13 protein-coding genes are annotated in these 12822 nt (G+C 55.1%); 12 read left to right on the top strand and 1 reads right to left on the bottom strand.

The genetic code is table 11. From position 1 onward, the window contains the following. Positions 1 to 38: 38 nt before the first annotated feature. From NPS29_RS00680 to NPS29_RS00625, 12 genes are all read left to right on the top strand, one after another. Positions 39 to 788, top strand: coding sequence for an SDR family NAD(P)-dependent oxidoreductase (locus tag NPS29_RS00680; protein WP_274130088.1), 750 nt, complete (start codon positions 39 to 41; stop codon positions 786 to 788). A gap of 336 nt (positions 789 to 1124) precedes the next feature. Next, on the top strand, positions 1125 to 2030 hold the full coding sequence (locus NPS29_RS00675; RefSeq protein WP_274130086.1) for a hypothetical protein: 906 nt from the start codon (positions 1125 to 1127) through the stop codon (positions 2028 to 2030). Next, a complete protein-coding gene (locus NPS29_RS00670; protein ID WP_274130085.1) occupies positions 2020 to 2859 on the top strand; it encodes an MBL fold metallo-hydrolase in 840 nt (279 codons plus the stop codon). Before NPS29_RS00675 ends, NPS29_RS00670 begins: the two co-directional genes overlap by 11 nt. 40 nt (positions 2860 to 2899) lie before the next feature. Further along, complete coding sequence (locus NPS29_RS00665; protein WP_274130083.1) at positions 2900 to 3679, top strand: SDR family NAD(P)-dependent oxidoreductase; 780 nt, start codon at positions 2900 to 2902, stop codon at positions 3677 to 3679. A gap of 56 nt (positions 3680 to 3735) precedes the next feature. After that, complete coding sequence (gene fahA, locus NPS29_RS00660) at positions 3736 to 4965, top strand: fumarylacetoacetase (protein WP_274130082.1); 1230 nt, start codon at positions 3736 to 3738, stop codon at positions 4963 to 4965. 239 nt (positions 4966 to 5204) lie between these two features. Continuing rightward, positions 5205 to 6014 carry a cyclase family protein gene (locus tag NPS29_RS00655; protein ID WP_274130081.1) on the top strand — a complete coding sequence of 270 codons (810 nt, stop codon included), beginning with the start codon at positions 5205 to 5207 and terminating at the stop codon, positions 6012 to 6014. 39 nt (positions 6015 to 6053) lie between these two features. Continuing rightward, entirely contained in the window at positions 6054 to 6848 is a 795-nt protein-coding gene (locus NPS29_RS00650; RefSeq protein ID WP_274130080.1) for a cyclase family protein, read from the top strand. A 17-nt stretch (positions 6849 to 6865) separates the two neighbouring features. Beyond that, positions 6866 to 7783 (top strand): 3-hydroxyacyl-CoA dehydrogenase family protein, encoded by a 918-nt coding sequence (locus NPS29_RS00645; RefSeq protein ID WP_274130079.1) that lies wholly within the window; start codon positions 6866 to 6868, stop codon positions 7781 to 7783. A 206-nt stretch (positions 7784 to 7989) separates the two neighbouring features. After that, positions 7990 to 8391 (top strand): hypothetical protein, encoded by a 402-nt coding sequence (locus NPS29_RS00640; protein ID WP_274130078.1) that lies wholly within the window; start codon positions 7990 to 7992, stop codon positions 8389 to 8391. 526 nt (positions 8392 to 8917) lie between these two features. After that, complete coding sequence (locus NPS29_RS00635) at positions 8918 to 9859, top strand: helix-turn-helix domain-containing protein (protein WP_274130077.1); 942 nt, start codon at positions 8918 to 8920, stop codon at positions 9857 to 9859. Positions 9860 to 9928: 69 nt separating this feature from the next. Then, complete coding sequence (locus NPS29_RS00630) at positions 9929 to 10531, top strand: glutathione S-transferase N-terminal domain-containing protein (protein WP_274130076.1); 603 nt, start codon at positions 9929 to 9931, stop codon at positions 10529 to 10531. 128 nt (positions 10532 to 10659) lie between these two features. Then, a complete protein-coding gene (locus tag NPS29_RS00625) occupies positions 10660 to 11370 on the top strand; it encodes an IclR family transcriptional regulator (protein WP_274130075.1) in 711 nt (236 codons plus the stop codon). Positions 11371 to 11382: 12 nt separating this feature from the next. Here the strand turns inward: NPS29_RS00625 and NPS29_RS00620 are convergent, their stop codons facing one another. Continuing rightward, positions 11383 to 12786: an MFS transporter gene (locus NPS29_RS00620; RefSeq protein ID WP_274130074.1), complete on the bottom strand. Its 1404-nt coding sequence runs from the start codon at positions 12784 to 12786 to the stop codon at positions 11383 to 11385. Positions 12787 to 12822 lie beyond the last annotated feature (36 nt).

Below are 12822 nucleotides of genomic sequence, written 5' to 3'. Positions count from 1 at the left end.
TCATACTGTGGTGCCAATTATCTTATGGAGAAAGAGAAATGGTAACTAAGGTCGTCCTCGTGACAGGCGCGCTGGCTGGTATAGGTCAAGCTGCTGCCCTGAAGTTTATTGATTCCGAGACTCTCATCGTCGTGTCTGGGCGCGATGAGGCTCGTGGCGAATCACTGGTTGCCGAGATCACAGCGCAGGGTGGGAACGCAGCTTTCATCAAGGCGGACGTGACTCGCGAACAGGACGTCGCTCACCTGCATGACACCATCGTTTCGAAGTTCGGTCGCCTGGACGTCGCAATAAATAATGCGGGTACGGAAGGTGTGCCAGGCCCGTTGAGTGAGCAAAACTCTCAGTCGTACCGGGCAACCTTCGATACTAACGTGATGGGCGTTGTCCTGAGCCTGCGCCATCAGGCGCAGATCATGCAAAAGCAAGGCTTCGGATCTATCGTTAACGTGTCATCTTCCTTTGGGCATAAGGGGGCGGCAGGCGCGTCGATCTATGCTGCCAGCAAGCATGCGGTTGAGGGGCTGACCAAGTCTGCAGCGCTGGAGCTTGCTGGCAATGGGGTCAGGGTCAACGCGGTGGCGCCTGGGCCGGTCGACACGGACATGCTGACTCGGTGGACAGGGACTGAGCAGGTCAAACAGGACATGGCGAAGGCCACAGTTCCGTTGGGTCGAGTTGGGAAACCGGATGAGGTCGCGCAAGCTGTCTATTTCTTGGCGTCGGAAGGGGCCAGCTTTATCACCGGCCAGATTCTCGGCGTTGATGGTGGACAGTCCGCATCCTGACCGACCTATCCCGGTTAGCGGTGCTGGGTGACCAGTCTACTCCCGGGTTCGCAAGAGGTTGCCTCATGGCTTATTACACCAAAACGCCAGAACGTGATGCTTTGGCGCTATGAGCGGACTGGTTGGCAGTGACAGTCATGCGGCTCCCATAGCAACTGATTATGCTTGAAGTGAGGATTCAAACTAGAAGCCATTTTGTGCTGGGAATCTGACAAAAATAATAGCGCGTTGAATCGGGCTGGTCTTTGGATCTATAGCCTGGTTTAAGGCAGCCGAAGATTACTGAAGAGTGCGGTGAGACATTTTATCTATGTCCGAGGCGCACTGGAGATCAAAATGGAAGCGTTTTTTGGTTCCGTTCCTGTCCTGTATCGACGCCCAGAAGTCCATGAAGAGATTTTCTATAAATATTGGCACGATATTCATGGGAATTTCGTGGCGAAGTTTGTCGGCCCCTATCGCTACCGGCAGTTACATTTTCTACCGTACGACCCCGTCATTTGGCAAAGCGATGTTGTAGACAAAGGCTTGCATGAGTCTCGTCAGCTCGGCGGGACGGCCGAGTTTATCTTTGACAGTGAACAGAAGCGCAGTTGGTGGTTGCAAAATGTTGGGATTTTCGCGGATTCCGACGATGCGACGGTTTTTCGGCGCTCAGCCTCCTACAACGTATCGATGGAAGGGTTTAGCTCTCCGCGCGCAAGGCTGACAAATCCTGCTGTAGATGAAAGCAGTTACCGCATATTCGCCATGCTTGTCGCCAACGAGCCGGGGTCTGCATTTAATCACTATGCGCATACCGAACTGGGCCCAGCAATCAGCGCCGCGCACGGAGTCAAGCATGTGCAAATCACCTCATATGAGCCCTATGAGACGCCGACCCGTGAGTACTTCGGTGGCGTAGATGTGGGGCGCCATTTGTTGCCCGACGAGCAGCATCAGGCCTCGATTGAGATCGTTTTTGAAAATCGGGTGGAGGTCGACAGCTTTTTCCTCAATGGTTTCAAGTCTCTGGAAGCAGCATTTGCTCGGCACGTCAAACGAGTGCACGCGTACCAAATTCGGGGTGCCTATACGCTCATCGAAAATGAGCTCCTGACCCTTGCAGGGTTCATCGGCGTCTCTGCATCGAAAATCGTCACGCAACTGGAACCGCAAAGCGTGCTGTCAGAGCTCGATAAGGCGAACGAGCTCAGAAGGCAGGAAATTTCCAAAATATTCGGAGGCCCTGATGCGCGGTGATTACCAAATCCAGCGCACTGAGCACACGTGTGCAATCAGCGTTGGTGACATTCGCATAACCGCCATTCGGGAAAGCTTCGTGGACGCCCCGTCCGGGATGCTTGTTCAGGGGGAGGGGCTCCCCGTCCCTGAGGTGCCTGCAAGCAAGATTTCGATCAACTGCTTCTTGGTAGAAACCCCTGACGCGCTGGTGTTGATCGATACCGGCCTGGGCGGTCAGGAGGCAGAGTTTAGTGGTCGCCTGATCAAGGAACTCAGCAAGCTGGGTATAAAGCCTGAGGACATCTCTCACGTGTTATTCACGCACCTTCATGCAGATCACTTCGGCGGGGCAATCGATGAAGACGGTGTCAGTTTATTCCCGCGCTCCGTGTTTGTCGCCCATCCGCTCGAACGCGATTTTCTGTTTGTAGGGAAGGTGCCATCCGGCAACGAGGCTGTCATGCAGCAGTTCAACGCCGCGCAACGCCTCAATGGTGTCCTGCCGCAATTTGAGTGGTTGACTCCTAGTCAGGTGTTGCCAGGAATCGAGATGGTGCATCTGCCTGGTCATACGCCGGGTCACAGTGGCTTTCGTATCGAATCACAAGGTGAAACTGTCCTGCTGTGGGGCGACATCGTTCACGCACCCGATTGGCAATTCTCTGATACCGGCATTGGTGTTTCTTTTGATGTGAACGCCCGTCTAGCCGAAGAAACCCGGCGAAACACCATGCGCCAGGTCGCGGAGGATGAACAAATTATCGCGGGCACCCATACCGATATGCCGGGTTTTGGAAGGTTGAAAGCGAGCGGAGCTGGGTATCGTTTTGTCCCGCTTGCGGATTGATTCGTAAGTCGTCTGATTAGCAAACATCTGCGAGGAATTCATGAAAGATCTAAGTGGCAAAGTGACCATTATCACAGGCGCCTCAGGTGGCATCGGACAAGTCATTGCTGAGAAATTTGCCCAGGCCGGCAGCACTGTCGCTATCTGCGATGTTGCCTTCGAGAAGGCCAGCGCACTCGCCAGCGCACTCAGCGGTGCAGGCCACAATGCATTTGCCATTGAGTTGGACGTCGCGTCCGAACAAAGCTGGCAGCTCGCCTGCGAAGAGGTTCTGCATCGGGCTGGCCGTGTCGATATTCTCGTGAACAATGCCGGCATCAATGATCGCGGAACGATGATGACCACTGATCTCGACAAGTGGGATCGTACATTCTCCGTCAATCTCAAAGGCGCATACATTGGAATGCGCACCGTGGCGCCTATCATGCGTGAGGGTGGGGGCGGATCGATCATCAACACCTGCTCGCTTGCATCTCATCATGGCGAGGCTTTTGTTGCCTATGGCGCGAGCAAGTGGGCTCTGCGGGGATTGACCAAAATCGCGGCGATGGATTTTGTGGACTGGAACATTCGCGTCAACTCCGTCAGTCCTGGCGTGATTGAGACTGAGTTGAACGCAGGCCAGCCTTACATCCAGCCGATGGCTTCGCTTACACCCATGGGGCGTAACGGCAGGGGCGAAGAGGTCGCTGCATGCATGCTATTTCTGGCGAGCGACGATGCAAGCTTCGTTACGGGCCATGACATGCCTGTTGATGGTGGTTTCACGGCAGGGGCTGCGGCGAAGTACGTTGGTAAACTAATCGCCCAGAACGCTTAGGTTTTGCTCAAAGCCCATAAGCCTAAAGCTGGATCTGTCATGCGGAGTTCTAACCAATGCCCCTTTTGAAAAGTTGGGTCGAAAGTGCCAATAGCCCAACGACCGATTTTCCACTCAATAATTTGCCTTATGGTGTGTTCTCGCTGCCTGGGATTGCACCTCACTGCGGTGTTGCCATCGGGGACTACGTGCTCGACGTTGTGAATATCGACCACGGCCTAGACCCGCAGTATTTCAACAGGCCGACCTGGAACGATTTCATGGCTGCCGGCCCGGTGGTGTGGTCAACGTTCAGGGCGCGACTCACCGAACTGCTGACAGACAAGCAGTACGAGGAATCGGTGCGTGCACATCTAGTGCCCCGCAAGGACGTACAGCTTTTGCTGCCTCTGGACGTCACCGAATACACCGATTTTTATTCCAGCAAGCAACATGCAACGAACGTTGGAACAATGTTTCGTGGTAAGGAAAACGCGCTGACGCCTAACTGGCTGTGGATGCCTATCGGATACAATGGTCGTGCTTCATCGGTCTGCGTCTCCGGGACACCCGTCCAGCGCCCTTGGGGTCAGTTGAAGCGTGAGGGGGTAGACCCTGTCTTTTCGCCGTGTGAACGTTTTGACATAGAGCTAGAAGTGGGCGCTATTGTCGGACAGCCCTCATCCGGAATGGTTTCTGTGGAACAAGCAGACGACATGATTTTCGGCTATGTGCTTTTGAATGATTGGTCTGCACGCGATATCCAGTCGTGGGAGTACCAACCGCTTGGGCCTTTCCAGTCCAAGGCGACCGCGACGACGATCTCACCATGGATCGTTTCCAAGGCAGCTTTGGAGCCATTCCGCACTCGCTCTAAAGAGCGTGATGTCCCGTTACTCAAGCATTTGCAGGAAACGCGGGACATGCTCTACGACATCGATCTGGAAGTAGTGCTTACTCCAGGCGCCGGAGAGCCAACTACACTCGCTCGCACTAACTACAAAGAACTCTATTTCTCCGCTCCTCAGCAACTATGTCATCACACTTCCTGTGGCTGCAGTATGCGAGTGGGCGACTTGCTTGGTTCGGGAACTATCTCTGGGCCACGGCCTGATAACTTCGGCTCCCTGCTTGAATTGTCCTGGGGTGGGAAACACCCTATTGAGCTCAACGGCGGCGGAACTCGTAGTTTTCTCAATGATGGCGACACAGTGACGCTCAAAGGAAGCGCCAAGGGAGACGGATTTAAGATCGGTTTTGGGGATTGCGTAGGCACGATCGTGCCGGCCAGAGCAGCTCCTGTCTGAAATGCGATACGGCTTTGAGGGGATTTCCTCATGGGAGCTCAGGCTCCCTTTTTTTGGCACCGTCAGCGCAACGCTTGGCATTCAGAGCCAAGCCGACATTAAGTCCATCACGTACGATTGAACAATGCAGTAACGAACTTCAATCACCCAGTGCCGTTGGTGTTGAACTAGCCTCGCGCAGAACTCTCTGGGTGGGTCTCAGGCTGTCCAAGATTTAATAGTTTAATGAGGAGAATAATATGTTTGAGGTTACAGATCCTTGGTCGGGCCTTAAGCTCGTGGAACTAAGCCACGAGTGGGGCTTTGGTGTTCCTTCTCTGCCAGGTCACAATGATGTTCTGATGCACCGTTCGGTCAAACACGCTGAGCACGGCGTAATGGCCACTCGCGTGCGTATGGTTATGCATACCGGCACGCACATGAACGCACCGATCCATCTCGTGCAGCGCGGTATCGGGATCGGTCAACTGCCGCTCAACTGCTTCTTCGGCAATGGTGTTGTTCTGGACATCCCCAAAGCGCGATGGGAAACCATTGATGCTGAAGATTTCGAAAAGGCCATTCCGAAGATCGAAGCTGGCGATTTTGTAGTAGTGGTGACCGGCTGGCACACGAAGTACAGCGATAGCCTGGAGTATTTCGGAGAGGCTCCTGGCCTGTCTGCAAGTGGTGCCCGTTGGCTGGTCGAGCGTCAGATTCGCACGTTCGCTATCGATACTCCGCATGTAGACCACCCTCTGGCTACTTCCATGGGGGCGCATCGTGGTGGCCCGCTGATGAAGCGTCTGCCAGGTCACTACAAAAGCGAAACCGGCCGTAACCCTAATGATGACCACCCAGTGTGGAACGTTGCGCACAAAACGTTGCTGGAGGCAGGTATCCCTACCATCGAGCAGGTAGGCGGAGATGTCTCGGAGCTGGTGGGCTCGCGCTGCACATTCCATGCAGCCCCATGGCGCGGAAACATGCTGGACGCCTGTCCGATTCGCTTCGTAGCTCTCATCGACCCTACTGGCTCTGCCCGCGTTGAACCCGGGAACAGCCACTGAGCGACGCCTACCTACCATCTTTGAAATGAGGCACCCAACATGTCTGCCAACCTGCAATATTTCGACCTGACTCACCCTTGGGGCCACGGTATGCCTGAATGGCCATCTAACCCAGGTATCAACGTCGTGACCAAGAAGTTTCATGCCCGTGACGGCGTCTATGAGACCGAGTTCGAAGGGATCATGCACCGTGGTACCCACGTCGACGCTCCGCTGCACGTGACTGAAGATACCCCTGATTTGATGGGCTATCCGATGTGGCGCTTCTTCGGTACCGGTGTGGTGGTCTCCATTCCAAAAGGCAAGTGGGAAGTCATCACGGCTGCCGACCTTGAAGCAGCAAGCCCAGCGATTCGTGAAGGCGATATCGTGATGATTAACACCGGCATGCACAAGAAGATGGCTGACACCGACGAGTACTACTCCTACTCGCCAGGCATCTACCGTGATGGCGCGCAATGGCTGGTCGACAAGAAGGTCAAGTTGGTGGGCTACGACGTCCAGTCCAACGACCACCCCATGGCGACCAAGCTTGTCGACCACGGTCTTGGCCCGACTCACCCGCACCTGATCGAAGAGTACAAGGAATACACCGGTCGAGATCCAAAAAAGGATTTTCCTGACTGGGAAGCAGGTCACAAGACCCTGATGGTTAAGGGTGGTATTCCTGGCATCGAAAACGTCGGTGGTAATCTCGATGCGGTCACCGGCCAGCGGTGCACGTTCATGTGCTTTCCATGGCGCTGGCCGGGCGGCGAAGGTTGCGGCGTGCGCATCATTGCCGTGATCGACCCCGACCAAACCTTCCGATTCGGTGAAGGCCCTAAGCGCTGATGTAAGGAGGCATGGGTATGAAACACATCACCGTGATTGGTGCCGGGCTGATGGGGCAAGGGATTGCCCAGCTCTTCGCTGCCAGCGGCCATAAGGTTGTCTTGCACGATGTATCGCATGAGAGCCTTCAGCGAGCGCAGTTGAACATCGACAAGATCTGCGAGCAGATGGGGAGTCCTGCAGAAACAGCTGCTCGCATCGCGGTCTCGACCAACCTCATCGAAGCGGTGGGGGAGGCTGACCTGGTTGTGGAGGCCGTTTCCGAAAAGCTTGAGATTAAGCAGGCGATTTTCGCGGCACTGGATGCGCATTCGCCTTCGCATGCTGTGTTGGCTTCCAACACTTCCGTGATCCCAATCACTCGTATCGCGGAGCCTGTGATCGACAAATCTCGCGTAATGGGGATGCACTTCTGGAATCCCCCCTACTTGGTGCCTTTGGTCGAGGTGGTGGAGATCGAACAAACCAGTCCGCAACGTAGGGATGAGATGGTGGATCTGCTCGCGTCGGTGGGCCAGGAGCCCGTGGTTGTTCACCGCGATATTCCGGGGTTTATCGGGAACAGGCTCCAGCACGCTCTCAAGCGTGAAGCCATCGCGTTGGTTGCCAATGGTGTCTGTGATGCCGAAACGGTCGACAAGGTCATCAAGCTTGGCTTTGGGTCTCGACTGGGCGTACTGGGTACCTTGGAGCAGTCCGATATGGTCGGCCTCAACCTGACCCTGGATATCCACAACGTGATCATCTCTGACCTGGACGTGTGCCCTGGCCCGCATCCCTACCTTGAACAGTTGGTCTCCGGGGGCAATCTCGGTATGAAAACTGGCAAGGGCTTTTACGAATGGACTGATGAAAAGGCCGCTGCGGTCAGGAACCGTCTGAGCGCGTATCTCAACGAGCAGCGAACCAAGAGGCTACAGCGCGCTGGCGACTAATCCACCTATCTTGCCCGGCAGCTGCGCCATTACGCGATGCCTAGTAGGCGCTCCCTGCTGAAATCTTCCTCCACTCCTCCAGTGACCGTCCGCGTCGCCGCTGACCGCAGCGGCGCTGACTCATCCAGCATTTTCAGCTCTCGCGCCAAGGCCAGGAGCGCTCATGGGGCTTCGAATCGGCATGTTTAACCCCTTGGCCAACCGTCATGATGCCTTGGATATCCCTGATTTACGTTCAGCTGCCGCTGTTGGATTCCCCCAATCGTATGGAGTACGAGTTCAGTCAATGCCAGCTTGAAAATGGCGTGCTGAGTGCGGATTTAAACGTTGCGAAGATCGTGGGCACGGTTGATTACTTACCTAAATCTGCAAGTTGGATCGAAGTGCAAATCGGTGTTCCAGCCCCTCAGAATGACGCCAAGGGAACCGAAGCTGAGGAAAAGACTGCCCCTTCGTTCAACGATTGTGCAGGCGATGGACAGAGAAAATCTTCCCTTGGTGACATATCCCACCTAGATGCAACCCCCTCCCTGCTCAATCAGCTATCCATGGATGGCGGAAACACAACGGCGCGTTTGCCGGCGCAGGATTGCGCGCTATTACCATAACTGTGGGGGACATCAGAGGCGGTCGCCAAGCGGTCTCCAATCCGGTGGTTGCCCATTCCGAGCAATTGCTTGTCAGCAAAGCCTTCGGCTATGAGCAGGCCACGCCCGACCCGCGAGCCCCTCGTGCTCTCCCAAGTGCCAACGTGATGCGTCGAGGGTTGCTCGACGCTCAAGTATGAGAGCCCAGCCCTACCAACCGCGCGGACGCCCGATTCACAGGCGGTATGGGCACGTCAGTTGAAGGTCATGGTTGAAGTCGAAGCTCCTCGGTTGAATGAACTCAGCTTCCGACAATTGGCTGGTTAAGAAACTTCATATTTTTCAATGTGATACGTTTATCGCTGACGCTGGCTGCTTGCCCGGTGATATTGACGTCCGGATTCATGAAGGGTAGTGTTCGTATATCGATCATTTTCGTTCGCATATCGAACGAATTTGGCGATGGGAAGGGTTCGGCGCTGCGGTGCAGCTAAGAGCACGTATCCCTCCCGGACGCTACAAGTCAGACCTTTGAACGGTGATCATCATGTCCGCCAGTACGCTTCTAGATAAGAATAAATCCCTAGAAACTCCCACTGACGCCGCCGGCATCTTGCGGGAGCATTACGGCGATACGCTTCGGGTATCAAAAACAGTTAGTAAGATCAGCGCCCAGCAGATCCAGAACATTGCCCAGGGTCGGATGATCAGCCTTCGATCGGGGCGATTGGGGGTAGGTGTAGGTCATCTGGCGGTCACGGACGGTGATCGTGGGGATAGCTATTACCTTTACGTGTGCCTGTCTGGCGTCCTGGAAATCGAAAGCGCACACAGAGCGGCCAGGGTGTCGGCAGGGGGCCTACTGATGGTCGACGGCGCCGAGAGATTCTCGGTCAAGGTCACAGCCTTGACTCATCTGGTCAGCATACGGCTTGAGAGATATCTGGTAGACGAGTCCTATCGCAGTCCGAAGGATTTGTTGTGGGAGGTCACTGAAGGCGCAGATGCTTTTGCCGCCATTACGGCAGCGTCCCTGCAAGGATTTGCTTCCTCTTCGCGGTTCAGTGAGTCGACCCGAGATCAGGAAATGCTCAGTCAGATCCTGGCGGAGGCTGCCCTGAAGTATTTATCCACTAATTGCTCAACCAAAGATCGCAGCGTGGAGCATGACAAGCTCGCGAAAGCCAAGCGGTACATCCTCAAATACATCTCCGATCCAGATCTCAGTGCCGAGAGGGTGGCGAAAGGGGTAGGGCTGTCGACGAGATCGCTGTACCGACTATTTTCCGACGACAGCACGACCTTCATGCGGTGGCTGATCTCTAAACGGATTGAGGCGAGCTACGAAGCGTTGGCTGCCGGGAATTGCCGGGACGTGACGGACGCCGCCTTCAGCAACGGATTCAAAAACCTTTCACATTTCAGCCGCTCCTTCAGAAAGCAATACAGGAGGTCTCCTGTCAGCGTTCTTCGAAGCCAGGCTGTTTGAACTTTCTGTCTGGGAGTCAAGCTGGTCTGGGGAATCCCCATTCATAACAATATGGAGCTGTAGGCGCCAATGAAGATCTACTACGCACTGCCTTCCCCTTTTGTGAGGAAAGTAATCGTCACTGCGCACGTGCTGGGCCTAAACGACAGCATCGAGAGGCTATCTGGGAAAGCTCACCCCATTAATCGCGATCTGGATATCGTGAAGGGCAATCCGCTAGGGAAAATTCCGACATTCTTCAAAGACGATGGTGAGCCCCTGTTCGACAGTCGCGTCATTTGTGAGTACCTCGACAGCCTCGGGCGGAAAAAGATATTCCCCACCGGTGAACTGCGTTGGCAAGCATTACGTGAACAGGCGCTTGCAGATGGGTTGCTGGACGCTGCGATGATCATTCGTTATGAGAAAGCGTTTCGCCCTGAGGCATTACACTGGGCCCCATGGTTAGATGGCCAGAAAGAGAAAATCATCTCGGCGCTTGATCACTTCGTATCCATTGTCGATCAGTTACGTGAGCGCATTGATATTGGCACTATCAGTATCGGATGCGCGCTGGGGTACTTGGATTTCAGGTTCCCTGATTACCAATGGCGCAATGGACGCGAGGATTTGGCCGCCTGGTTCAAAGAGTTTGATGAGCTTCCTTACATGAAGCAGACCCGTCCCGAATAGCGGACTTACTTTCTTAAATTTATCCCTGCAACATGGGTGGTTTACCAGTCAGTGGCCAAGCTGGCCCTTGGGGAGCCGACCGCCTATCATGGCGCAATTCAAATTTACGGCGCTGCTTAGGGGGCCATGTGTCAGAGATTTCGTCAACCGGCGACTTGATGCTAGAGGTGCTGGAGAAGGTGGCGCAAGAGGGGCCTATATCGGTCGCCGATGTGGCCAAATCCTGCAGCATCAACCGCACGGTGGCGCACAGGTTGCTCTCGACGCTGGCGGGTCGATCGTTCGTTAGAAAGACCGACCGTGGCTATGCGTTAGGTTTTGCTATTCCGAGGCTAAACCAATTGGCGGGCCCTAGCCTTCAGGTTATCGCAAGGCCGTTCATGGCTGAGCTCGTATCCCGTTGCGCAGAGTCTGTCTCGCTGCATGGCCTGGATGGCAAACAAGCGGTGGTGCTCGATCAGGTCGTCGCCACCGGCCACCTTGTCCAAGTCCAGCACACTCCAGGCTCTCATTATCCTGCCTATCTTGGCGCCAGTGGCCTCGCCCTGTTGGCATGTCAGCCTCAACCAACCATCGACCGGGTGCTTGAGGGCGTTCCTGGATCCGACGAAATTTTCAAGCGCTTGGAGGGAATTCGCTCGGCGGGTTTTGCTCATTCCCATGATGAGCTGCAGAACGGGGTGCATGCCATCGCTGCGCCGCTAATCGATAGCAGCGGCGCATGTCGTGGGAGTCTGGCGCTGTTCGTTCCCACGATCCGATCCGAAAATCTCCTGCGGTTTCGCGATGAGATCCTTCGCGCGGCGGAGCAGATTGTGGGAAGCTTGGACGCTGAGTAACGTCAGGGTCACTTACCTCGGCTCAAGGGCGTTTAGGGTGCTGCGCGCTTCGATTCCATTATCCTGCGCTGCCTGAGCGTTCTCAACTCGTCGGGCTTGGTCGCCCTTGCGGCGCTTTTGCGAATCGATGTACCAAGCCACTGCGAAGAAGGCGGTGACTGCAATCGGGAAGAGGGCGGCCAACTCAAACATGTGTGTGGTCGACTGACTCATGACCCAATCGAATTCAGGCGTTTTGTCCTTGAGTGCTTCGAAAGCTTGAGCTCCGCCGGCAACCTTCACCTTGGTCTGATCGAACAACACACCGAAACCTGCGATGAGGGTGTAGGACGACAGCATTCCACAGGACGCCATTACACCGATCGCGAGCGAGCCGCCTTTGGGAAACCTCTCCGAGGTACTTCCGAGCATCGTAGGCCACATGACGCTGGTTCCCATTCCGAAAAGCAGCGCCGCGAACATCCCGGCCCATGCGCTGGCGGCCTGGCTCATAACCAGCAGCCCCACGGCGGCGAATGCAGCACCAAAGAACATGATTCCACTTGAGCCAATGTAGCGATTGAACAAGCCCGTGCATAACCGCACAGCGATTTGAACCGTATACACAAAGGCGACCAGCCAGAACCCTTCGATGCCCACGATGCGCGTCAGGGTCAAATCCATCCAGTTACTGGGTACCATCTCGGTAGCAGCCGTAAGTAGCATCGCGAACAGGAACACGTAGAAAGCCGCGCGTCCAAAGGTGTACTTGAACATCTGAGGCAGCGAGACACCTTCAGTGACCCGCTCGCTTGGGGGGTAACGCAACCGAAGCGCCAGGCACAGCGCGATGACCGCCGGAATCAAGACCAAGCAGATCTGGATACGCCAGCTGATGTGGTAGGTGTCGATCAGCACTGACGTGGGCGCTGCGATCAGCATGCCGAGCGCGAATGCGCTGAAGAACAGATTCAGCTTGGGTACTTTCTGCTTGGGATAGATCGAGACGATCAACGGGTTCAAGGCGGCCTCTATCCAGCCCCAAGCGATGCCCTGAATTAACGACCCACCCCACAGGAGCATGTAGGCGTCGTCGTGATCGGGCTGGGCATTGGCGATCAGCATTGTGCCGCCGGTGAAGAGCGCAATACTGCCGATATGTACTTTTCGGATACCTAGCAGGTCGATGAACGGCGCCATCAGCAGGTTGGAGATGGCGAACCCCAAATAGATGACACCTAGGATCTCACCGATCATCGCTCCGGAAGTAAGTGGGTGAGAGACGTCAAAGAACTCACCTTTGATTTTTGTGGCCGCACTGATGCGCAGCAGCACTTCGTATCCCATACAAAACTGGGTGATGAAGGCTGCAATGAAGATGCTTTTGGCGGATGACACGTTCGCTATCAGACGGTTAATTGGCCGTGTGTCTTGCATCGCTACGTCCCTTGAATTGTTAGTTGTTCTGAAGGG

This window comes from Pseudomonas putida (assembly GCF_028682175.1).
GTDB classification, from domain to species: domain Bacteria; phylum Pseudomonadota; class Gammaproteobacteria; order Pseudomonadales; family Pseudomonadaceae; genus Aquipseudomonas; species Aquipseudomonas putida_AD.
The sequence above is the reverse complement of the archived record's forward strand: the minus strand, read 5'-3'. Positions and strand labels throughout refer to the sequence as shown.

Coding starts and splice junctions, on each gene's coding strand:
- NPS29_RS00620 (WP_274130074.1), bottom strand. CDS start 12,786: ATGCAAGACACACGGCCAATTAACCGTCTGATAGCGAACGTGTCATCC.
- NPS29_RS00645 (WP_274130079.1), top strand. CDS start 6,866: ATGAAACACATCACCGTGATTGGTGCCGGGCTGATGGGGCAAGGGATT.
- NPS29_RS00655 (WP_274130081.1), top strand. CDS start 5,205: ATGTTTGAGGTTACAGATCCTTGGTCGGGCCTTAAGCTCGTGGAACTA.
- NPS29_RS00675 (WP_274130086.1), top strand. CDS start 1,125: ATGGAAGCGTTTTTTGGTTCCGTTCCTGTCCTGTATCGACGCCCAGAA.
- NPS29_RS00670 (WP_274130085.1), top strand. CDS start 2,020: ATGCGCGGTGATTACCAAATCCAGCGCACTGAGCACACGTGTGCAATC.
- NPS29_RS00635 (WP_274130077.1), top strand. CDS start 8,918: ATGTCCGCCAGTACGCTTCTAGATAAGAATAAATCCCTAGAAACTCCC.
- NPS29_RS00680 (WP_274130088.1), top strand. CDS start 39: ATGGTAACTAAGGTCGTCCTCGTGACAGGCGCGCTGGCTGGTATAGGT.
- NPS29_RS00665 (WP_274130083.1), top strand. CDS start 2,900: ATGAAAGATCTAAGTGGCAAAGTGACCATTATCACAGGCGCCTCAGGT.
- NPS29_RS00630 (WP_274130076.1), top strand. CDS start 9,929: ATGAAGATCTACTACGCACTGCCTTCCCCTTTTGTGAGGAAAGTAATC.
- NPS29_RS00640 (WP_274130078.1), top strand. CDS start 7,990: ATGATGCCTTGGATATCCCTGATTTACGTTCAGCTGCCGCTGTTGGAT.
- fahA (WP_274130082.1), top strand. CDS start 3,736: ATGCCCCTTTTGAAAAGTTGGGTCGAAAGTGCCAATAGCCCAACGACC.
- NPS29_RS00650 (WP_274130080.1), top strand. CDS start 6,054: ATGTCTGCCAACCTGCAATATTTCGACCTGACTCACCCTTGGGGCCAC.